Source organism: Actinomadura luteofluorescens (assembly GCF_013409365.1).
GTDB classification, from domain to species: Bacteria; Actinomycetota; Actinomycetes; order Streptosporangiales; family Streptosporangiaceae; genus Spirillospora; species Spirillospora luteofluorescens.
The window spans coordinates 7588821-7610414 of the sequence record NZ_JACCBA010000001.1 but is presented as its reverse complement, the minus strand read 5'-3'; the positions used below and the strand labels follow the sequence as shown (position 1 = coordinate 7610414).

Annotated in this window: 17 protein-coding genes; 8 read left to right on the top strand and 9 right to left on the bottom strand. The window is 76.0% G+C overall.

Going from position 1 to position 21594, the window contains the following annotated elements; genetic code table 11:
- Nucleotides 1-13 precede the first annotated feature (13 nt).
- The gene (locus BJY14_RS35335) at nucleotides 14-382 is read left to right on the top strand and encodes a PH domain-containing protein (RefSeq protein ID WP_179836129.1); all 369 of its coding nucleotides are present in this window, start codon (nucleotides 14-16) and stop codon (nucleotides 380-382) included.
- Between the two features lie 25 nt (nucleotides 383-407).
- Here BJY14_RS35335 and BJY14_RS35330 read toward each other — a convergent pair whose 3' ends face one another.
- Together BJY14_RS35330 and BJY14_RS35325 are read right to left on the bottom strand one after the other, a co-directional pair.
- Entirely contained in the window at nucleotides 408-3431 is a 3024-nt protein-coding gene (locus BJY14_RS35330) for an AAA family ATPase (RefSeq protein WP_179847563.1), read from the bottom strand.
- On the bottom strand, nucleotides 3428-4555 hold the full coding sequence (locus BJY14_RS35325) for an exonuclease SbcCD subunit D (RefSeq protein ID WP_179847562.1): 1128 nt from the start codon (nucleotides 4553-4555) through the stop codon (nucleotides 3428-3430). Before BJY14_RS35325 ends, BJY14_RS35330 begins: the two co-directional genes overlap by 4 nt.
- 116 nt (nucleotides 4556-4671) lie before the next feature.
- Here BJY14_RS35325 and BJY14_RS35320 point away from each other — a divergent pair, with 116 nt between their 5' ends.
- Together BJY14_RS35320 and BJY14_RS35315 are read left to right on the top strand one after the other, a co-directional pair.
- Nucleotides 4672-5358 (top strand): RibD family protein, encoded by a 687-nt coding sequence (locus BJY14_RS35320; RefSeq protein ID WP_179847561.1) that lies wholly within the window; start codon nucleotides 4672-4674, stop codon nucleotides 5356-5358.
- On the top strand, nucleotides 5351-5779 hold the full coding sequence (locus tag BJY14_RS35315; protein WP_179847560.1) for a cytidine/deoxycytidylate deaminase family protein: 429 nt from the start codon (nucleotides 5351-5353) through the stop codon (nucleotides 5777-5779). The genes BJY14_RS35320 and BJY14_RS35315 overlap by 8 nt, the downstream gene beginning before the upstream one ends.
- Nucleotides 5780-5783: 4 nt before the next feature.
- On the opposite strand, the gene BJY14_RS35310 is transcribed toward BJY14_RS35315, so the two are convergent.
- The gene (locus tag BJY14_RS35310; protein WP_179847559.1) at nucleotides 5784-6380 is read right to left on the bottom strand and encodes a mycothiol-dependent nitroreductase Rv2466c family protein; all 597 of its coding nucleotides are present in this window, start codon (nucleotides 6378-6380) and stop codon (nucleotides 5784-5786) included.
- Nucleotides 6381-6509: 129 nt separating this feature from the next.
- On the opposite strand from BJY14_RS35310, the gene BJY14_RS35305 reads away from it, so the two are divergent.
- A complete protein-coding gene (locus BJY14_RS35305; RefSeq protein ID WP_179847558.1) occupies nucleotides 6510-7952 on the top strand; it encodes an aldehyde dehydrogenase in 1443 nt (480 codons plus the stop codon).
- Between the two features lie 45 nt (nucleotides 7953-7997).
- Here the strand turns inward: BJY14_RS35305 and BJY14_RS35300 are convergent, their stop codons facing one another.
- From BJY14_RS35300 to BJY14_RS35290, 3 genes are all read right to left on the bottom strand, one after another.
- Nucleotides 7998-8924, bottom strand: coding sequence for an AMP-binding protein (locus BJY14_RS35300; RefSeq protein WP_179847557.1), 927 nt, complete (start codon nucleotides 8922-8924; stop codon nucleotides 7998-8000).
- Between the two features lie 65 nt (nucleotides 8925-8989).
- Nucleotides 8990-10459 (bottom strand): class I adenylate-forming enzyme family protein, encoded by a 1470-nt coding sequence (locus tag BJY14_RS35295; protein ID WP_179847556.1) that lies wholly within the window; start codon nucleotides 10457-10459, stop codon nucleotides 8990-8992.
- Between the two features lie 111 nt (nucleotides 10460-10570).
- Nucleotides 10571-13033, bottom strand: a complete 2463-nt coding sequence (locus BJY14_RS35290; RefSeq protein ID WP_312879556.1) for an ATP-binding protein — start codon at nucleotides 13031-13033, stop codon at nucleotides 10571-10573.
- A gap of 119 nt (nucleotides 13034-13152) precedes the next feature.
- On the opposite strand from BJY14_RS35290, the gene BJY14_RS35285 reads away from it, so the two are divergent.
- The 4 genes from BJY14_RS35285 to BJY14_RS35270 are packed head-to-tail and all read left to right on the top strand — an operon-like array spanning nucleotide 13153 to nucleotide 18653.
- On the top strand, nucleotides 13153-14364 hold the full coding sequence (locus tag BJY14_RS35285; RefSeq protein WP_179847555.1) for a hypothetical protein: 1212 nt from the start codon (nucleotides 13153-13155) through the stop codon (nucleotides 14362-14364).
- The gene (locus tag BJY14_RS35280; protein WP_179847554.1) at nucleotides 14361-14906 is read left to right on the top strand and encodes a hypothetical protein; all 546 of its coding nucleotides are present in this window, start codon (nucleotides 14361-14363) and stop codon (nucleotides 14904-14906) included. The genes BJY14_RS35285 and BJY14_RS35280 overlap by 4 nt, the downstream gene beginning before the upstream one ends.
- 1 nt (nucleotide 14907) lies before the next feature.
- Entirely contained in the window at nucleotides 14908-15555 is a 648-nt protein-coding gene (locus BJY14_RS35275; RefSeq protein WP_179849844.1) for a DprA-like winged helix domain-containing protein, read from the top strand.
- Nucleotides 15552-18653 (top strand): coiled-coil domain-containing protein, encoded by a 3102-nt coding sequence (locus BJY14_RS35270; RefSeq protein WP_179847553.1) that lies wholly within the window; start codon nucleotides 15552-15554, stop codon nucleotides 18651-18653. Before BJY14_RS35275 ends, BJY14_RS35270 begins: the two co-directional genes overlap by 4 nt.
- A 39-nt stretch (nucleotides 18654-18692) precedes the next feature.
- Here the strand turns inward: BJY14_RS35270 and BJY14_RS35265 are convergent, their stop codons facing one another.
- From BJY14_RS35265 to BJY14_RS35255, 3 genes are read right to left on the bottom strand one after another with little or no spacing between them, the layout of a single operon-like run.
- Entirely contained in the window at nucleotides 18693-19535 is an 843-nt protein-coding gene (locus tag BJY14_RS35265) for an ATP-binding cassette domain-containing protein (protein ID WP_179847552.1), read from the bottom strand.
- Complete coding sequence (locus BJY14_RS35260; RefSeq protein ID WP_179847551.1) at nucleotides 19532-20584, bottom strand: ABC transporter permease; 1053 nt, start codon at nucleotides 20582-20584, stop codon at nucleotides 19532-19534. Before BJY14_RS35260 ends, BJY14_RS35265 begins: the two co-directional genes overlap by 4 nt.
- Complete coding sequence (locus tag BJY14_RS35255; protein ID WP_179847550.1) at nucleotides 20581-21570, bottom strand: sugar ABC transporter substrate-binding protein; 990 nt, start codon at nucleotides 21568-21570, stop codon at nucleotides 20581-20583. Before BJY14_RS35255 ends, BJY14_RS35260 begins: the two co-directional genes overlap by 4 nt.
- Between the last annotated feature and the right edge of the window lie 24 nt (nucleotides 21571-21594).

Below are 21594 nucleotides of genomic sequence, written 5' to 3'. Positions count from 1 at the left end.
CACCGGAGGAGCCATGGGCGACGGGGTCCAGCACGACAGGTCGGGCCAGCTCAAGCAGATCGAGAGCGGGCTGCTGCCCGGCGAGCAGATCATCGCCGTCTACGACGCGGTCGGCGCCGGCACCGGGTTCATCGGGCTCACCGACCGCCGGGTGATCATCCAGGACCGCAGCTTCGCCGGCAAGAAGTACGCGATCACCAGCGTGCCCTACTCCCGGGTCACCTCCGTGAGCGTGGTCAGCAACAAGTCGTGGGCCGGGTCCTACTTCTCCACCGGCTCGATCGCGATCAACGTCGGCACGCACACCTACGAGGTCGAGTTCCGCGGCGCCGACAAGAGCCACCACGTGCACAACGTGATCCTGCAGTACATCTCCGGCTGACCTGCGCCCCCGCCCGCCCGGCGCGTCAGACGACGACCGCGGCGGTGGAGCCCGCGCGGTCCTTGGTGACGCGGAGCTGCGCGGGGATGCGGGCGCGCAGCTCGGCGACGTGGCTGACGATGCCGACCGCCCGGCCGCCGTCGCGCAGGCCGTCCAGGACGTCCATGACCTCGTCGAGGGTCTCCTCGTCGAGCGTGCCGAACCCCTCGTCGACGAACAGGGTGCCGATCTCGGTGCCGCCCGCCTCGGCGGTGACGACGTCGGCGAGGCCGAGGGCCAGCGCCAGCGAGGTGATGAACGACTCGCCGCCCGACAGGGTGACCGGGTCGCGCTCCAGGCCCGTCCAGGAGTCGGCGACGCGCAGGCCGAGCCCCCCGGCCCCCCTGGCACGGTCGCCCGCCGCCTTCTCGACGGTGTGCACGAGGGCGTAGCGGCCCCCGGACATGCGGTCCAACCGCTCGTTCGCGGCGGCGACGACCTGGCGGAGGCGGGCGCCCAGCACGTACGCCGACAGCGACATGTCGTGCCGGTTCGCGGGGTGCTTGCCCGAGGCGAGCCCCGCCAGGCGCTCGGCGACCTCGTGCCGCCCGGCGGCGGGACGCCACGCGCCGACGGCGGCGGCGAGGTCCACGCGCAGCTCGGCGAGGCGCTCGCAGCGGTGCCGCGCGCGGTCGGCGGCGTTCGCGGCCCCGGTGTGCGCCGCGTCCGCGGCGGCCGCCGCCGCCTCCAGGGCGGGCAGGTCGGGTGCGGGCGCGGCGGCGGCCGCGACCAGCTCCGGGTCGCCGAGCAGGGCGCGGACCTCGGCCTCCTCGTCGTCGAGCCTGCGAATCCGGTCGCGCAGGACGCCCTGCTCCTCGTCCGGAAGCTCGGCTTCGAGGACCTCCTCCGGCGTCCGGAACCCCTGCTCCCCGGCCTCCTGCCCGGCCTTCGCGCGGGCGGCGGACAGCTCCTCGGCGGCGCGCCCGTACGCGCGGGCCGCCTCGACCGCCGCGGCGATCAGGTCGGCCTCGCCGGCGAGCCGGGCGATGCGGGCCTCCAGCGTCGGGTCGCCGCCGAGGGCCTCGTCGAGCTCGGCGGACAGCCGGGCCTGCTCGGCGGCCAGCTCCCGGTCGTGCGTGCGGATCTCGGTGAGGGCGCGGGACGTCTCCTCCTGCGCGGAGCGGACCCGGTCGAGCTCCTGCTCGTCGCGGTGGAGCGCCTGCTCCAGGCGCTCGGCCTCCGCCGCGCGGGCCTGCGCGGCCTCCAGCGCCGCCTGCGCCTCGGCGAGCTCGGCGACGAGGGCGTCCGCGTCGGCCTCGCCGGCGATCTCCAGCAGCTCGTCGCGCTCGGTGCGCAGCTCCCCGACCCTGGTGCCGGCCTGCTCCCGGGCGTCCTGGGCGGCGTCGGCCCCGGACTGCGCCTCCTCCACCTGCTCCTCGGTCGGGATCAGCGCGAGCGAGGTGACCGGGGCCGGGTGCTCGGTGGAGCCGCAGACCCGGCAGGGCTCGCCGTCCGCCAGCTCCTCGGCGAGGACGGCGGCCATGCCGTCCAGCCGCGCCTGCCGCAGGTCGAGGACGGCCTGCCGGGCGTCCTGGGCCGCGTCGACCGCGGTCCGGTACCGGGCCTCCGCCTCGGCGAGCCGGAGCTCGACCTGGTCGCGGCGCTGCGCGGCGTCGAGGCGGCGCCCGGCGTCGCGGACGTCCGCCGCGGCGCCCGAGCGCCCGGCGGCGGCGACCCTGGCCTCGTCGAGCTCGGCGCGGCGCGCCTCCACGAGCGCGGGAAGCTCGGCGAGCGCGGCGCGGATCCGCGCGTCCTCCGGCTCCAGCCGCAGCAGCTCCCCGGCCAGCGCCTCCCGCTCGCGGCCGGCCTGCCGGAGCCGGGCGGCGGCGGCCCTGCGTCCCTCCAGGCCCGCGACCTCGTCGCGGCGGTCGCGCTCGGCCTTGGCGAGGACGTCCTGCGGCGCCTTCGGCGGCAGCAGCGCGGCGGCCCGGGACCGGGTCTCCTCGGCCCAGCGGCGGGCGCGGCCCGCCTCCCCGTGCCGGGCCTGGACGTCCCTGACGAGCGGGACGACCCGGTCGGCGCGGGCGGCGGCGTCGAGCCGCGAGGCCAGCCGCGACTTCTCCTCCGCGCGCCCGGCCAGCGCGTCGCGCCTGGCGAGCGCCTCGGCGTGGCGGCGCCGCCGGCCGGCGAGCGCCCGCGCCTCCTCCAGCTCCTCGCGCGCCGCGCGCAGCGTCGCCGCCGCGCCCGCGCGCAGCTCCTCGACGACCGCGCGGACGTCCTCCTGGCCGCCCGCGAGCTCGGCGGCCCACGCGGGCAGCGCCTCCACCTCGGCGAACGGCTCCACGGCCGGCTCCCCCCGGCGCGGCGCCGGGACGGCCGGGCGGGGCTCGCGGGGCGGCGCGGCGCCGGTCGTCTCGCAGATCCGGTCGGCGATCGAGACCGCCCGCGCCCCGAGCCCGGCGGCCTCCCGGCCCGTCGCGGCGCGCCGCTCGGCGAGCCACTTCTCGACCTGCGCGTACACCTCGGCGGCGAACAGCCGCTCCAGGACCTTGCGGCGCTCGTCGGCGCCGGCGCGCAGGAACCCGGCGAACTCCCCCTGCGGCAGCATCGCCACCTGGCAGAACTGGACGGCGGTCATGCCGAGCATCCGCGTCACGAGGTCGCCCGCCTCGTCGAGCCGCGTGGTGAGCCCCACCCAGCCGCCGTGCTCGAACTCCTCGACGACGACCTTGGCGTGCTCGGTCGTCGTCCCGGACCCGCGCAGCTTCGGCCGCTCCCAGGCGGGCGAGCGCGAGACGCGCAGGCGGCGGCCCCGGATGGTCGTCTCCAGCACCACGCGCGGCCCGGCGCCGGGCGGCGCGTGGTCGCTGCGCAGCCCCTTCACCGCGTTGCGGACGCCGGGCACCTGCCCGTAGAGCGCGAAGCACACCGCGTCGAGGATGCTCGTCTTGCCCGCGCCCGTGCGGCCCTGGATGAGGAACAGCCCGGCGTCGGACAGCGCGTCGAAGTCGATGACCTCGGTCCCCGAGAAGGGCCCGAACGCCGCGATCTCCAGCCGGTGCAGCCTCACGCCATGGCCTCCTTGTGGCGGCAGGCCTCGAAGGCCTCGTGGAGCAGGGCGCATTCGTCGCCGCCGGCGGGCCCGTCGGTGACCTCGGCGACGAAGTCGCCCGCGATGTCGAGGGCGGAGCGCTCGCGGACGTGCTCGGACCAGGCGCGGGCGCCGTCGGCGCCGCCGCCCTCGGGCTCGAAGCCGAGGACGAGCGTGTGCGGGAAGCGCCGGCGCAGCCGCTCCATCGCGGCGGACGGGCGGCGCCCGTCGGTGAGCGTGACCTGGAGCCAGCGGTCCTCCAGCCCGTCGAAGGACGGGTCGGAGAGCAGGTCGTCGATGCGGCCGCGGACCCGCGCCAGGCGCCGCGGGACGGGCGCCTCCACGAACTCCGCGGCGACGCCGTCGGCGCGCAGGTCGATCAGCCAGGAGCCCTTGACGTGGCGTTCCTCGGAGAAGGAGTAGGCCAGCGGCGAGCCCGAGTAGCGGACGCGGTCGCCGATGCGCCAGGCGCCGTGCAGGTGGCCGAGCGCCGCGTAGCCGACGCCGTCGAACACCGACGCCGACACCTGCGAGGAGCCGCCGACCGAGATGTCGCGCTCGCTCTCGCTGGACTCGCCGCCGGTGACGAACGCGTGCGCGAGCACGACCGAGAGCCGGTCGTGGCGCGCGGCGTCGTCGCGGACGCGGCGCATGGCCTCGGTGAGCGCGGCGGCGTGGCTGCGCTCCTCCAGCTCCCACGGGTGGCGGACGAGCTCGGGCTCCAGGTAGGGGATGCCGTAGATAGCGGCGTCGCCGACGACGACGGGCTCCCCCACGGTCGCGAAGTCGGTGCGGACGTGCACGCCCGCGGCGTCCATCAGCGCCGAGCCGAACCCGAGGCGGCGCGCGGAGTCGTGGTTGCCCGCGATGAGCACGACCCGGGTGAGGGCGGCGAGCCGCTCCAGGGCCTCGTTGCACAGCCGGACGGCGTCGACCGCGGGCAGGGCCCGGTCGTAGACGTCCCCGGAGACCAGCACGCACTCGACCCGCTCCGCCGCGACGGTCTCGACCAGGTGGTCGACGAACGCCGCCTGCGCGGCCAGCAGGTCCTCGCGGTGGAACGATCTGCCGAGATGCCAGTCGGAGGTGTGCAGGATTCGCATGTCGCAGCAACCATAGGCACCCCCTCCGACACATCCGGCGCAGAAACGCCGAGTCGCCTCAAACGATCTGCGCGGGCGATGCGATCAAGGACGCGGCGCTCCCGTAGGGTGGCGGCGTGAGCGAGCGTCCCTACGTGCTGCTGAGCTGCGCGATGTCCGCCGACGGCTACATCGACGACGCGACTCCGGAGCGGCTGCGGCTGTCCAGCACGGCCGACTGGGACCGGGTCGACGCGGTGCGCGCCGGCTGCGACGCGATCCTCGTCGGCGCGGGCACCGTCCGGGCCGACGACCCGAGGCTGCTCGTGCGGTCGGCGGCGCGGCGGGAGCAGCGGGTCGCGCGCGGGCTGCCGCCCGACCTCACCAAGGTGACGCTGACGTGGAGCGGCGACCTGGACCCCGGCGCGCGGTTCTTCACCACGGGCGGGTCCCCGAAGCTCGTGTACGCCCCGACCGGCACGGCGGGCTCCCTGGCGACCCGGCTGGCCGGGCTCGCCGACGTCGTGGACGCGGGCGACCCGCTCGCGCTGGACGCGGTGCTCGGCGACCTCGCCGCCCGGGGCGTCCGGCGGCTGATGGTCGAGGGCGGCGGCGGGATCCACACGCTGTTCCTCACCGCCGACGCGGTGGACGAGCTCCAGCTCGTGGTCGCGCCGTTCTTCGTCGGCGACCCGTCCGCGCCGCGCTTCGTGCGGTCCGGGGTGTTCCCGCAGTCCCCGGAGCGGCCCATGCGGCTCCAGGAGGCCACCCGCATCGGCGACCTCGCCCTGCTGCGCTACCTGGCCGGGGGCGCGCGTGGATGACCTCGGCTGGCTGGCCCTGGCGTGCGACCTCGCGGCCCAGTGCCCGCCGTCGCGCACCGCGTTCTCGGTGGGCGCGGTCATCGTCGGGGCGGACGGGCGGGAGGTCGCGCGCGGTTTCTCCCGCGAGGACGACCCGCACGACCACGCCGAGGAGGCCGCGCTCGCCAGGACGCGCGGCGACCTGGCCGGGGCGACCGTCTACAGCTCCCTCGAACCGTGCGGGCACCGCGCGTCGCGTCCCCGCACGTGCGCGGAGCTGATCGTCGCCTCGGGCGCCCGCCGCGTCGTGTTCGCGTGGCGCGAGCCGGCCCTGTTCGCCGCGGGGACGGGCGCGGAGATCCTCGCGGCCGCGGGCGTCGAGGCGGTCGAGCTGCCCGAGCTCGCCGAGCGCGCCCGCCGCCCGAACGCCCACCTGCTCTAGGGCTCTAGGAGGGGTCGGGGGCGGCGTGGGGCCGCCCTTTGAGCTCGTGGAAGCCGGGCGTCCCGGCGACGAGAAGCGTCCCGTCCCACAGCCGGCCGGCCGCCTCGCCGCGCGGGACGCGGGACAGGACCGGGCCGAAGAACGCGCGACCGCCGACCGCGACGACGGGCGTGCCGACGTGCGGCCCGACCCGCGCGAGCCCTTCGGCGGTCGAGGCGCGGACCGCGCCGTCGTGCCGGGCGTCCAGGGCCGCGGCGGCGAGTTCCTCCGGCAGGCCGGCCTCGGCGAGCGCGTCGGGGATCGTCCGCACCCCCATCTCCCCGCGCTCGTGGACGCGGGTACCGAACGCGGTGTAGAAGCGCCCGAGCGCCGCCTGCCCGGCCTCGGCGGTGACGGCGGCGCAGACCCGCGCGGGCAGCCACAGGTAGCCCTCGGGGTCGTTCTCGGGATCGTCGTCCCGGCCCTCGTTCAGCGCGGCGAGGCTCAGCAGGTGCCAGCGCGGCGTGACCGGCCGGACCTCGGCGGCCTCCAGGAGCCACCGCGTGGTGATCCAGGTGTAGGGACAGGACGGGTCGAACCAGACGTCGGCGATCTCTGACACGGGTCCGTTGTACCAAATGAGACTCCAGTCTCATTCCTCTTGCCAACGCCCCGGGACGTCATGCGATGCTGTGGCCAAGCAAGCATTCGGTTACCCGCGTCGGCCCTCGGGCAGGGGAGGCACAGCAGCATGCGCGAGCACGATCGGCTGTTCATCGGAGGCGAGTGGGCCGCACCGGCCGGGACCGGCGTGATCGACGTCGTCTCCCCGCACACCGAGGAGGTCATCGGGCGGGTCCCCGAGGGCACCGAGGGCGACATCGACGCGGCCGTCGCGGCGGCCCGGCGCGCCTTCGACGAGGGCCCCTGGCCGCGGATGACCCCCGCCGAGCGCGCGGAGATCGTCGGCCGGCTCTCGGCGATCTACGCCGAGCGGCAGCAGGAGATGGCCGACCTGGTGACCGCCGAGATGGGCTCCCCCATCATGTTCTCGGTGTTCGGGCAGGCGGCCATCCCGCAGATGGTGCTCCAGTACTACGTGGACCTCGCCGCCTCCTACACCTGGGAGGAGGAGCGGCAGGGCATGCTGGGGCCGGTCACGGTCACCCAGGAGCCGGTCGGCGTCGTCGCGGCGATCGTCCCGTGGAACGTCCCGCAGTTCACGCTGATGCTCAAGCTCGCGCCCGCGCTCATCGCCGGCTGCACGGTCGTCGCCAAGCCCTCCCCCGAGACGCCCCTCGACTCCTACCTGCTGGCCGAGTGGATCCGCGAGGCGGGCATCCCCGAGGGCGTCGTCAACATCGTCCCGGCCGGACGCGAGGTCGGCGCCTACCTCGTCGCGCACCCCGACGTCGACAAGGTGTCCTTCACCGGCTCCACCGCCGCCGGGCGCAGGATCGGCGCGGTCTGCGGCGAGCAGCTCAAGCGGGTCACCCTCGAACTCGGCGGCAAGTCCGCCGCGATCGTCCTGGACGACGCGGACCTGGCCGCCACCGTCGAGGGCTTCAAGCTGGCCTCGCTGATGAACAACGGCGAGGCGTGCGCCGCGCAGACCCGCATCCTCGCGTCCCGCCGCCGCTACGACGAGGTCGCCGACGCCCTCGCGACCATGGTGGGCGGCCTGTCGGTCGGCGACCCCGCCGACTACGGCTGCGAGATCGGCCCGCTGGTCGCCAGGCGGCAGCAGGAGCGCGTGGAGAACTACATCCGGATCGGCCAGGACGAGGGCGCCAAGCTGATCACCGGCGGGCTGAACCGCCCGCACGACCGCGGCTGGTACGTCGCGCCCACCGTCTTCGGCGACGTCGGCAACGACATGCGCATCGCCCGCGAGGAGATCTTCGGCCCCGTGCTGGTCCTCATCCCCTACGAGGACGAGGACGACGCCATCAAGATCGCCAACGACAGCGACTACGGGCTCGGCGGCTCGGTCTGGACCTCCGACGTCGAGCACGGCGTCGAGGTCGCCCGCCGCATCCGCACCGGGAGCTGCGGCGTCAACATGTACACGCTCGACCCGAACACCCCCTTCGGCGGCTACAAGAACAGCGGCCTCGGCCGCGAGCTCGGCCCCGAGGGCCTGCACGCCTACCTGGAGCACAAGTCCATCCCCCACCCCGCCCCCGCGAGCTGACGCCCGCCGTTCCCGCGCGTCCCCGGGGCGCGCGGGAACGGCCCGTCAGCACAGCAGGGCGACCGGCCAGCGGTGCCGGGAGCGGCAGGCGTGGACGGCCTCGGCGGACGGCGCGCCCGTCACCAGGAGGCGGACCCCGGGGACGGGGACGCGGCCGTGGTCGAAGGCGATGGCGCGGAGCTGCGCCGGGGTGACGACGGCGGCGGTGGCCCGGTGGTCGAGGATCGCTTCGAGGAGGTCCCCCGCGTCGCGGCCGGGGACGCCCACGAGGGTGGCGCCCCGCATGAGGCACAGGTCCACCAGCCCCATCCGCGTGGGCGCGGGGACGTCCTGGCCGCACAGGGCGACCACGTCCCCGTCCGAGATGCCCAGCGTCCCGCACAGGCGGTAGAGGTCGGCGAGGCGGTCGGCGTGGGTGATGTCCCCCCATGGGGCCGGCACGCGCAGCGCCGGGTCCCGGAGCGGTCCGGGCGGCCTGCCCGCCCGGGCGCCCCCGGGTTCCAGGAGGCGGCGGAACGGCGTGGCGCCGGCGACGTCCCCGAAGGCGAAGACCTGCCTGACGTACGAACGCTCCACGGCGGCCATCGACGCGGCCGCCGTGTCCTCTCCGGTCAGCAGGAAACGGGCGCCGGCCTCGTTCATCATTCCGGCGAGCCCGGCGGGGGCGCCGCCGGGCGGGAGCAGGACCGGGACGGCCCCGGCGGCGGTGACCGCGTGGGCGGCGACGGCCAGTTCGCGGACGCCGCGGACGTGGACCGCGCCGACGTCGCCGTGCCGGACCCCGTGGCGGCGCAGGCCGTCGGCCGCGGCCGGGACCGCTCTTGCGAAGTCGGCGTGCCCGAGTTCGCCCGCGGGATCCACGAGGGCGGGGCGCCTGCGCGGCCGGGAGCCGGCCCTGTCCGCGTCTCCGACCGCCTCCAGCACCACGTCGGTGATCGTGGCGTCGGGGACCGGAGTGCTCGCCTCGGACATGCGGCGAAGGTACGCCGCGCCCGTCCGGCGCCGCATCCGAAGAAGTGTGTAGCCGCGTGTGTACGTCACGGGGCCAGGCCGGCGCGTTCCAGTAGCTCGCGGCGCCTGACCCGGCCGTCGGGCGTGCGGGGGATCTCGTCCACGACGTGCACCGCCGACACCTCCCGGGTCTTCGGCACGCGCCCGTTGACGTAGGCGAGGAGGTCGGCCTCGGACACCGGTTCGGCCGGGACGGCGAACGCGTGGGGCGCGAGCCCGAGGTCGTCGTCGGGGGCGGGCGCCACGACGGCGTCCCGCACGGACGGATGCGCGGCCAGCACCGCCTCCGGGTCGCCGGGCGGTTCGCGGCGCGCCCCGGCGAGCCGTCCGAGGATGAACACCCGCCCGTGCTCGTCGGCGAACGCCGAGTCCCCGGTGGGCAGCCAGCGCGCGGGCCCCGCGGCGGCCCGCGCCGCCGGGAGCCGGACGCACATCTCGCCCGGCTGGTAGGACGGCTGCACCGCCCCGGTGCGCGGATCCACGACCCGCCACGCCACGCCCGGCAGGCCGCGGCCGACCGAGTCGAGCGTCCCCTCCTCGGCCGCGCGCAGGTTGAGATGGGTGAACCCGCCGGCCTCGGCCAGCCCGTACGCCTGCCGCACCGGGCAGCCGAGCCGGGACGCGGCGGCCCGCGCCTCCTCCGCCGCGAGCGGCCCGCCGGCGGCCACCACGGCGCGCAGCGCCCGCAGGTCGTACTGGCAGACGGCGCGCTCGTAGGCGAGGGCCTCCACGAGCTCCGGCGGCAGCACCGCGACGGTCACCCGGTGGTCCCGCAGCGAGCGGAGCAGGTCGTGGCGCCCCGTCTCGGAGAACGCGACGACGGTGGCGCCGAGCCGCAGCGCCGGGTTGAGCACCCCGTTCAGCCCGAGGACGGTGCCGAACGGCAGCGCGCTCAGCACCGTGTCCGCGCCGCCGAACATGGCCGACTCGGCGACCCTCACCAGGCCCGCCACGACCTCCGCGTGCGTCAGCCGCACCGTCCGGGCGGGCCTCCTGCCGGTCCCCCGCGTCGCCGCCAGGAGCGCGATGTCGCCGCAGGCGGGGGCCGCGAGCGCGGGCGGGGCCGTGTCCGCGCGGGCCGGGTCGGCGAGCAGGTCGGTGAGCCGCAGCGGGGCCGCCTCGCCGGTGAGGCGGTCGCCATCGCCGCCCGGGCCGTCGGTGATGACGAAGCGGGCATCGGCCTCGTCCAGCAGGCGGGACGCGTCCGGGCCCGCGAGGGGGAAGGCGACGGCACCGGCCGCGATCACGGCGTGCAGCGCGACGGCGAGGTCCAGCGGCTCGCGCAGCCGCAGGCCGATCACCTCCCCCGGCTCCGACCCGGCGCGCGCCAGGGCGGAGGCCGCGGTCCCGACCATGGCGGAGAGCGCGCCGTGGGACAGGGAGCGTCCGGAGGACACGTCCAGCACCGCGGTCTTCCCGGGGTCGGGCGCGGCGCCGAACACCGCGCGGGTCACTGTGACCGCCGGGTAGGCGGGGTCCGCACCTCTGGAGAGCATGGCGCCGACGCTAGGACGGCCGGTCCCGGCCGCGCATGCGCCGAAGTGCGCAACCACCGTCGTATTCGGCGGACGCCCGGAGAGCGCACGAGGTGTGTACACACCTCGCGGTCAGGAGCCCTCCGCGGGGACGTTGTCCACGGCCCAGGCGGCGATCTGGGCGCGGGAGGAGAAGCCGAGCTTGGTCAGGATGTTGGTGACGTGGCGGGCGGCGGTGGCGGGGCTGATGACCAGCTCGTCGGCGATCCCGCGGTTGCTGAGGCCGCGGGAGACGAGGCGGGCGATCTCCCGTTCGCGGGCCGTCAGGGTGCTCGGCGGCGTGACCGGCGCGGGGACGGCCTCCGCGGCGCCGCCCGGCACCGGCCGCCTCGGCGGCGGGACGGTCCCGGGGCCGCGCAGCGCGCGGGCGACCGCGTCGTCGGCGGGCATCGCGCGGCCCTCCCCCCAGTACTGGGCGACGAGGGGCTCGCCGATCCGGCGGCGGATCGGTTCGAGCACGCGTTCGCGGCGCGCACCGGTGCCGGGCTCGCGGCCGGTCGCCTCGCGCAGCGCGGACGCCGCGCCCGCGAGCGTGACCGCGCCGCGCGCGTCGCCCTCGCACGCGACCAGCTCGGCGAACGCGTCCAGTGCGCGGGCCACGTCCAGCCGGATGCCGGACGAGCGGCTCAGCGCGAGGCTCCGCGCGAGGGACGCGCGGGCCGAGGGGAGGTCGCCCTGGGCGAGCGCGACGCGGCCGAGGCCGGCGAGGGCCCGCGCCAGCTCCGGCCGCGCGCCGATCTCGGCGAGGATCGGCAGGACCGCGGCGTAGTTTCCGCGGGCCGAGTCGGGGTCGCCGCGCAGCTCCGCGAGCCTGCCGAGGCCGATCATGGCGTGGGAGGCGCCCCACAGGTGGCCGATCTCCCGCATGACGGACGCGGCCGTGTCGAGCCGCTCGCGGGCCTCGCGCAGGCGCGACTCCCGGATCAGCAGGTAGCCACGGGCCGCGCACGCGTAGGCGCGGGTCCACTCCCGGCCGGGGCCGCGGACGAGGGCGTCGGCCTCGTCCAGGCAGGCGGCGGCGTCGGCGAAGCGGCCGGCGCGGGCGAGGCACTCGGCGCCGGTGATCAGCGCGGTCGCGGTCATGAAGTCGTCCCCGGCCTCGCGGCAGAGGGCGAGCGCCTCGCCGGCGCGCCGGGCGGCGTGGGCGAAGTCGCGGCCCCCGACGGCGAGCTGCGCGCGGCCGGCCAGGGCCGGGCCGAGGACGCGCGGGTCGAGATCGCGGCCGGCGGACAGGAAGCGGTCGGTCCGGTCGGCCCACTCGGCGACGCGGCCGCGCGCGATCCAGAAGGCCCGGAGCGCGGTGCACAGCCGCAGCCCCTCGGCGATGTCGCCGTGGTCGAGCGACCAGGTCAGCGCGGCCCGCACGTTGCCGAGCTCGGTGTCGTACCGGTGGAACAGCGCCACCCGGTCCGCCCAGGGCGCGGGCTCGACGCCGAGCGCGACCCGGCCGTCGCGCTCGGCGGCGGCGAGGACTGCGTCGCGGTGCCGCCCGCGGAACGCCGCCTCCTCGCCGGCGTCCGCGAGCCGCTCGGCCGCGTACTCGCGGATGCTGTCGAGCAGCCGGAACCGGACCTCCCCGCCGGTCTCCCCGGTCACCGTCACGAGTGACTTGTCGACGAGCGCGGTGAGCGTGTCCAGGACGTCGTCGGCGGGCAGGGCGGCGCCGCCGGGCGGCGCGGGACCTGCGCAGACGTGCTCGGCCTGCTCCAGCGTCCAGCCGGAGAAGACCGACAGGCGCCGCAGGAGGACGCGCTCCGGCCCGTCCAGCAGCTCGTGGCTCCAGTCGATCGCGGCGCGCAGCGTCCGCTGCCGGGCGGGGGCGGTGCGGTCGCCGGCGCTGAGCAGCCGGAACCGGTCGGCGAGGCGGCGCGCGATCTGCTCGGCCGACAGCACCCGGACCCGGGCGGCGGCGAGCTCCACCGCCAGCGGCATCCCGTCGAGGGCCCGGGTGACCTCGTACACGGCCCCGGACGGGGCGAACCCGGGCCGCGCCGCCCTCGCGCGCTCCAGGAACAGCCGGACCGCCTCGTCCGGCTCCAGGGGCGGCACCCGCCACACGTTCTCCCCCGCCATCCGCAGCGGCTCCCTGCTGGTGGCGAGGATCCGCAGCCGCGGGCAGCGGGCCAGCAGCAGGCCGGTGAGCTTCGCGCACTCCTCGACGACGTGCTCGCAGTTGTCGAGGACGAGCAGGACCGCGGGCGCGCGCAGCGCCCCGGCGAGCGTCTCGGTGAGCGGCCGGCCGTCCTCCTCGGCCACGTCGAGGGCCGCGGCGACGCGCCGCGCGACGGGCTCGGTCGTCCCGTCCGGGCGGACGTCGGCCAGTTCCACGAACCAGACGCCCCCGTCGTCGGCGCCGTCCGCCGGCGGAGCGTCGAGAACCGCGTGCGCGACGTGCAGCGCGAGCCGCGTCTTGCCGATCCCGCCCGCCCCGCACAGGGTGACGGCGCGCATGCTCTCCAGCAGCCTGCCGAGGTCGGCGGCGTCGCGTTCGCGGCCGACGAAGGCGTTGGGCTCGGCGGGGAGATTGGTCTTCACGGCTCTGTGAGTGTGGCATCGCGCTGCGTGATCCGCCACGGTTTCGCGGTCTCGGTCTGGCGATCGCGCGCCCGCGCCGATTCCACCTTGGCGGCGCGGTGGCCGTACCGTAGTGCGCCGTGTCCCCTGCCTCCGACAACGCGGCCGCCAGCCTCGACGACGTCCTGGTCGGCGAGGCCGTGCTGGGCGTCTACCGCCAGATGTTCGCGGCGCTGGCCCGCGACAGCGGCGCCGTCGTGGACGACCCGGAACTGGTGGACGTCGCCGAGACGCTGCTCGCGGCGTTCGCCGACGCGGGCGAGGACGGGCTGAGCCGCGAGCAGATGCGGTACGTGTGCCGCCGCTACCCGGCCGAGGTCTTCGAGAACCGGCTGCGGGTGCTCAAGGGGCTCGGCGCCGTCCGCGAGGTGTTCCCGAAGCCGAACCAGCTGCGCTACAGGGCGTCGTTCACGAGCGTCGTCGGGCTGATGTTCGTCCGGCGGATGATGCTGGACGGCGGCCAGAGCGAGATGCACCGGCTCCTCGCGCTGGAGCAGCTCAACGTGGCCGACCCGCGCATGACGCCCGAGCAGGCGCGCGACGGCGCGGACGGCCTCGCCCGCGCGTTCCGGCTGTGGAGCGTCGAGCTGGTCACCCTCACCAACGGCACCATCGAGGAGCTCCGCGAGCAGGCCCCGAAGCTCTGGGGCACCGAGGAGATCCTGGTGCGCGCCGAGCGGCTGCACGGCGCGATCCTGCGCCGCTGGCCGCAGCTCGACCGCACCTGCACCGACCTGCGCGCCGCCATCTACGCCTACGGTGACGCCTCGCGCCGCGCCGCCGCACGGCTGTCGGACTCGGCGGGGACCACCCGCAACCTCACCCTCCTGCCGCCCGAGACCTGGCGCACCTTCACCCGCACCGCCTCGCGCGAGGACCTCGCGGCCGTCCTGGAGGGGTTCGTCTTCGACGCGGCGGCGCCGTGGCACGAGCCGTCCGCCGTGGTGACCGCCGTGGAGGACGGCCCGCGCGCCACGCCGCCGCGCCCCGCGCCGCCCCGCCCGTCGGTCCCCGACCCGGGCCTGTCGGGCGACACCGGCTCGGACACGGCCGCGACGGAGAGGCTCCGCGACCTGGCCGAGCAGATCCTGCGCGGTCGCGACGCGGTCGCGGTCGAGGACGTCCTCGCCCGCGACTGGGCGGCGGCCCGCCGCACGCTCGCCGACCTGTCGTCCCTGCACCTGCACCCCGACCTCCCGTACCGCCTCGTCTGGTCGGACGGGCTGGCGGTGCGTCCCGAGGGCGCCCCGACGTGGGTGACCCCGGGGCGGCTCGAAAGGACGGACCGGTGACCGTCGATCCGCATGTGCTGGCCCGCGCACGCGCCCGCGTGCTGGGCGGCCCGTCCGTCTCCGCGTCCGATCCCGTGCCGCCGGGGACCGTCGCCGCGGCGGACGGCGCCCGCGTCTGGGTCCTGCCCGAGTGGCCGGACGGCGCGACGCCCGCCCTGCTGGAGGAGTACGACACCGCGCCCATGCCGCTGGACCGCGCCGGGCAGGCCCGCCGCGTCCTCGCGGCGGCCCTGCGCTGCTGCTGGACGCGCCTGGACGACGCCCCCTGGCCGGGCTCCCCGTCCACGGTCGCCGACGTCCTGGAGGTGTACGCGGGCATGACGCGGGGCGACACCGACCTGGCCCGCCGCTGGGCCACCGGCGAGCTGCGCCGCCTGTCGGACACTGGCTGGCTCCTGCTGGACGAGGCCTCCGGCGCCGTCCGCCCCGGGCCCCGGGTCGCCCTCTGGCCGGAGGGCTCCCTCGCGTCCCTGCGGGACCTCCTGCGCCGCCTCCCCGAACCCGGCCCGCGCCCCGACGCCGGGGAGGGCCCGGGTGAGTGACATGTTCGAGCCGGTGCTGCGGGCCTACGACGAGCGGCGGCGCGCGGAGCTCGTGGCGGCCTACATGGCGGTGGAGCACGCGGCCGAGCCGGTCTCGGAGGTGCGGTTCGCGGCGCTGCGGGAGCCGGCGCTGCGCAGGACGGTCGAGGAGATGCTCGCGTTGGCCGGGCGGACCCTCATCCGGTCGGAGCACACGCGGTGGACCTCCGGCTACCGCGACGACGTCGCGGCCGAGCTGGCCGCCGACCCCGCGTGCGTCCCGCCGGTGCGGGAGCGGGCCGTCCTGACGCTCGTGCTGATCCATTCGGTGGCCGTCCCGAGGGCGGCGGGGCTGCTGGAGGACGACTCGTGGCTGTCGCCCCACCCGACGCCGATGGACGAGCTGCGCCGCCGGACGCAGCTGCCGGTCGGGGAGCTGGAGGCGTCGCTGCGGAGGCTGCGGCTGGCGGGGCTGGTGTCGCAGGTGAAGGCGGGATCGGACGACGCCGGAGGGTTCGTGCCGGGGCCGCAGTTCCACCGGCTGACCGGCGCCGCGCGCAGGCGGCTGCAAGAGGAGCTGATCCTGGCCGCCGGGCCGGACTCGCCGCTCGCGGCGGCGATCCGGGCGCGGCGCAGGGGACGGGAACGCGAGCAGGGGGAGCACACATGACGGCCGTCCTGGAACCGATGGTGACCGCGCGCGACGCCGAGAACGTCGTCGGCGGGCGGACCCTCGTGGCCGTGCAGGCGGTGAACATCTCGCGGCTGTCGACGCATCCGGTGCCGACCGTCCCGGGGACGCTCATCGTCGTGGCCGGGCAGGGGCCGAAGGACTCCAACGGCGCCGGCAAGTCCTCGTTCATCGCGGCCATCACCGCGCTCCTGGGCGACGAGCAGTGGCGGTTCGCGTCGGGCGCGCGTGCGGTGGCGGAGCTGCTGTTCAACGCGGAGCTGGCCGCGCAGGGCGACAGCCAGTGGGCCAGCGCCGACCACGGGTACATCGTCGGGGTCTTCGACTACGCCGATCCCGCGGAGGGCGGCGGGCCCGTGGAAGGGGACGGGGCCGAGGAGGAACAGGGCGAGACCGCCGTCACCGTGTGGCTGCGGGTGAACGTCGACGCGCCGCACCTGGAGATCCGGTGGCGGCGGGGCGTCTACCTGGCCTCCGCCCCGTCCGAGGCCGACCGGGTGTCGCTGGCCGACCGGCTGTGGGCGAGCCTGCCGCGCAGCGCCGGGCGCCGCGACCTCGTCGCGAAGGACCTGTCCCGCGTCCTGTACGGGGGGCAGGTGCGGTGCGTGTCGTTCCTGTCGACGTCGGTGCGGTCCAAGGTCGCGACGAACCTGCTGTCCCAGCCGCTGAACGAGATCAGCCCGGAGCGCATCTTCAGCGCGATCGCGGCGCTGACCGGGCTGGACCGGGAGCTGGAGGCCGAGCGCAAGTCCCGCGCGGAGGAGCACCGCGAGCGGGCCAAGGCGGCGGAGGCGGCCGAGCGGCTCACCGAGTGGGAGCGGGAGGCGGCGAGCCTGCTGAAGACGTTCGACCGCCGCGACCGGGCCCGCGACGAGGCCGCGGCGGCGGTGCGGCGCTGGCGGACGCGGCAGGCCCGGCTGCTGATGGACGCGGCCGAGGCCGACGCCGCGCACGCGGCCGACCAGGAGCGGCTGCACCGGGAGGGCGAGGAGCTGGCCGCCGCGGCCAAGGCCGCGGAGAAGGAGATCGAGCAGCTCACCGGAGGGGCGCTGGAGGCGCAGCTCCAGGAGGCGGGCGCGGCGCTCGCCGATCTGAAGGGCCAGGCCGACCAGCTCGGCGCGGACAAGGCCGTCGCCCGCAACCGCCTGGACGAGCTGCGCCGGCGCGTGTCGGCGCTGGAGGAGCGCCGCCGGGAGGCCGACGGGCGCGACCGCGACGCCGCGCGCGCCGAGCTGGCGGAGGCCGAGGCCCGCCGTGACGAGGCCCAGCAGGAGTACGGGATGGCCAAGGGCGCCGTCGCGCGCGCGAAGCGGTCCCTGGCCGAGGCGGAGGCGGGCGAGGGCAGCGCGCCCGCGCAGATCCGCGCGCTGGCCGCCGCGGGCATCGCGGCGGTCGGCCTGCTGGACGCCGTGGAGCTGGCCGAGGGCGTCCGGGAGCGCTGGGAGGCGGCCCTGTGGCCGTACCGGGAGGCCGTCGTCGTCGGCGCCGGCGATCTCGACGCGGCGGTCGCCGCCCTCGACGGCATGCCCGGTTCCATGATCGTCCCCGCGGACGGCGGCACGACGCTGCCGGACGGCGTGAGCTGCGAGCCGTCGCCGGCCTCCTTCTTCGCGGCGCTCGAAGGAGAGGGGACCGGGGTCGTGGTCGTCGGCGGGTTCGGCGAGCCCGTCACCGGACGCGTGGCCCGCGTCCAGGCGGCCGGGACGGCGGTGGAGTCCGCCGAGGAGGCGCTGGAGAGGGCGCGGCAGGCCACGACCGACGCCGCCGCCGACGTGGCGCTCGCCGGGCGGCGTCTCGCGGGCGCGCGCGCCGCGGCCGAACTGGACGAGGTCCGCGCGGCGATGGCGGGGCTGCGCGAGCGCCTGGAGGAGCTCGGCGGCAGCGAGTCCCGGCTCGGCCCGCGCCTCGGGGCGGCGGAGCAGACGCTGCGGCGGCTCCAGGCGAAGGCCGACACGCGCGCGCTGGAGGTCGACCGGCTGCGCGGCCGCAGGGAGACGCACGAGCGCGAGCGCGACAAGGTCCGCCGCGCCGCGTCCGAGCTGGCCGACAGGCGCGCCGCGCTCGGCCTGGACGACCTGGAGAAGGCGTGGGGCGGCTCCCGCGAGGGCGCCGCCGAGTGGCTGTCCGCCCTGGACGACGACGAGGCCACGTGGACGCCCGCCGAGTGGTGGCACACCGCCGAGAAGCACCTGTCGGAGGCGCTGCGGAGGGTCTTCCCCGACGGGCCGTCGGACGAGGACATGCCCGAGGAGATGCGGTTCCTGCTTCGCGAGCGCGCCGAGGGCGAGGGGCGCCGCACCGACCGCGAGCAGGCCACGTTCCCGCGCCTGGTCAAGGCGATGGAGAGCTACCTGCGCCAGCAGGAGGACTACGAGAGGCACCAGCGCCGGCAGATCGAGGTGCAGATGTCGGCCCGCCGCGCCGACCTCGACAAGGCGCAGAAGGGCGCGACGGAGGCGGCCGGAGCCGCCGAGGCGCACCGCACCGCGCTGACCGCCGCGATCCGCGCGCGCCTGCAGCGGGTCTCGGAGGAGTTCGAGAAGCTCGACGTGACGTACGGGGGGTACGGCGCGACGCTGGAGTTCCCCACGCCGGAGCAGCCGGGCGACCCCGAGCAGGAGTGGCGCTGGCGCGTCACGCCGAAGTGGCGGCGCTCGGACGGGCAGCGGTACGTCCCGTACAACCGCCGCGCCAACACCGCGCTCATGGACGAGAAGGCCGTCAAGCTGGTCTGCGCGGCCGCGCTCGCCAGCTCAGGCGGCGGCCGGCTCTGCCTCGTGCTGGACGAGCTCGGCCGCAACCTCGGCAAGGAGCACCGCAAGGAGGCCGTCGCCCTCTTCCGCAAGATCGGCGAGACGCACGGCATCACGGTGATCGGCGCGCTGCAGGACGACATGGAGCCGTACGCGATCGACGCGTGCGGCCAGTACGTGAAGCTGCGCCGCTCGTCCGACACGATGCCCTACAACGAGCCCCCGGTCGTCGTCGGCTACGACGAGCACGAGGCCCGCGTCCGCAAGCTGGCCGACCACATCACCGCGGCCCGCCCCGAACCGGCGCCGCCCGAGCCGGCGTGATGGCCGCCCCGGGCCGCGGGGAGCGGCCCGGGGCGGCCGTCAGTCGTCGGTGAGGCCGAGGCTCTCGGCCTCCTTCGCCAGCTGCGCGGCGGCCCCGGACGAGCCCGCCGCGTCGAGTTCGTGGGCGAGCTCCTCCAGCTCGCCGCCGCCCGCCATCAGGCCGGTGAGCTCCTCGCGGGTGATCTCCTCCTTGGTGTGGTGGCCGATGCCGCGCCCCCGGTTCAGGATCAGGAAGCGGTCGCCGACCGGGTAGGCGTGGTGCGGGTTGTGGGTGATGAAGACGACCGCGAGGCCCCGCTCGCGCGCCCGCACGATGTAGCGCAGCACCACCCCGGCCTGCTTGACGCCGAGGGCGGCGGTGGGCTCGTCCAGGACGAGGGCCTCGGCGCCGAAGTGGACGGCGCGGGCGATGGCCACGCACTGCCGCTCGCCGCCCGACAGGGTCCCGATGGGCTGGTCGACGTCGCGCAGGTCGATGCCCATCGCGGCCATCTCGCGCTGGGTGGTCGCGCGCATGGAGCCGGCGTCCATGCGCCCGAAGCGCCCCCGCACCTCCGAGCCGAGGAAGAAGTTCCGCCAGACGGGCATGAGCGGGACGACCGCGAGGTCCTGGTAGACGGTCGCGATGCCGCGGTCGAGCGCGTCGCGCGGCGAAGCGAAGCTCACCTCCTCGCCCCGCACCTCGTAGGTGCCGGTGTCGTGGCGGTGCAGCCCGGCGACGACCTTGATGAGCGTGGACTTGCCCGCCCCGTTGTCGCCGAGGACGCAGGTGACCTCGCCCGCGGACGCCTCCAGGTCGACGTCGCGCAGCGCGATGACGTTGCCGTAGTTCTTGCCGACGCCGCTGAGCCTGATGAGCGGCGCCCCCTTCGCGTCCGTCATGGCGACCGCTCCACTCTGCGCCGCACGACCAGGTTGACCACGGTCGCGATCAGCAGCATCGCGCCGAGGAAGAACCGGAACCAGTCGGGGTTCCACTCGGCGTACACGATCCCCTTGTTCGTCATGCCGAAGATGAACGCGCCGATCGCCGCGCCGATCGCCGACCCGTAGCCGCCGGTGAGCAGGCACCCGCCGATGACCGCGCAGATGATGTAGAGGAACTCGTTGCCGACGCCCTCCCCCGACTGGACGGTCGCGAACGCGAACACCAGGTGCATCCCGGAGAACCAGGCGCAGAACGCCACGCCCATGAACAGGCCGATCTTCACGCGGTCGACGGGCACGCCGACCGCGCGGGCGCTGCCGGCGGCCCCGCCCACCGCGAAGATCCAGTTGCCGGCGCGGGTGCGCAGCAGGAGCCAGGTGGCGATCGCCGTGAACAGCAGCCACCAGAACACCGTGACCTTGACGTTGACGCCGAGCACGTCCACGTCGGAGGCGAAGACCGCGCGGGCGGAGGCGAACCCGTCCATGTCGCGGACCGAGTCGCTGGCGACGTTGCCGGTGAGCGCCTTCGTCACGCCGAGGTTCAGGCCCGCGAGCATGAAGAACGTCGCGAGCGTGATGATGAAGCTCGGCAGCCGCGTCCGGACGTACAGGACGCCGTTCACCATGCCGAGCGCCAGCGTCAGCACCAGCGAGATCGCCACGCCCGCCCACACGTTCAGCGTGAACTGGTAGGCGGTCAGCGCGGCGACCAGCGCCGAGGACGTCACCATCACCCCGGCGGACAGGTCGAACTCGCCGCCGATCATGAGCAGCGACACCCCGACCGCCATGATCCCGAACGTCGAGGCCGCGTACAGCACGGTGGAGAACGACCCGGCGCGCAGGAACGCGTCCGCGACGATCGAGAAGAACGCGAACAGCGCCACCGCGCCGAGCAGCGCGCCGAGTTCCGGGCGGCCGAGCAGCCGCCGCAGCGGCGAGCTCCGGGCCAGGCGCTCGTCGGGGCGGGCCTCCGGCGGCCCGGCCACCGCCTGGGTCATCGCGTCCCCCGGTTCGCGAACGCCTCCAGCTGTCCCGCGTTCTGCTCGGTCACGATCGCGGGCCCGGTCAGCACGGGGCGCCCGCCGCCGAGCACGTTGCCGTTGTTCTTCAGCAGCCACAGCTCGTCGACGGCGCCGTAGCCCTGCAGGTAGGGCTGCTGGTCGACGGCGAACGCGATCGCGCCCGACTTGATCGAGGCGATGAGGTCCTTGTTCAGGTCGAACGTGCCGATCTCGGCCTTGCTCCCGGTCTCCTTGACCGCGTCGACGGCGGTCGCGGCGAACGGGGCGCCGAGCGTCAGGATCCCGTCGATGCCCTTGTCGGCCTGGAGCTTGGCCGTGAGGGACGACTTCACCTCCGGCATGTTCGTGCCCTGGACGAACAGGTTCTGCAGGTCGCCGCCGAACGTCTTCTTCGCGCCGGCGCAGCGGTCCTCCAGGCCGACGTTGCCCTGCTCGTGCACGACGCACAGCGCCTTCTTGGCGCCGATCTTCGCCAGCTCCGTGCCGGCCGCCTCACCGGCGATCGACTCGTCCTGCCCGAAGTGCGCGACCGCGCCGAGCTTCGCCGACTCCTCGGCGCCGGAGTTGATCGTCACGACCGGCACCTTCGCGGCCGCGGCCCGGGCCAGCACGTCCTTCATCGCGTCCGGCTTGGCGAGGGTGACGATGATGCCGTCGACCTTCTTGTCGAGCGCGGCCTGGACGAGCTGGGCCTGCTTGCCGCCGTCCGGGTCGGCGGAGTAGAGGAACTCGACGTTGTCCTTGGCGGCGGCGGCCTTCGCGCCCTTCTGGACGATGTCCCAGAAGGTGTCGCCCGCGCCGGAGTGCGTGACCATCGCGATCTTCAACCGGGGGCCGGCGCCCTCCGGGGTGTCCTCGGACTTCTTGCCGCCCGAGCTGCTGCAGGCGCTCAGCGCCAGCAGTCCCGCGGCGGCCAGCACCGCGAGGCCCCTGGACGTCCCACGCGCGAAAACGCCTCTCATCGGCTGCTCTCCGTTTCTCCCCGA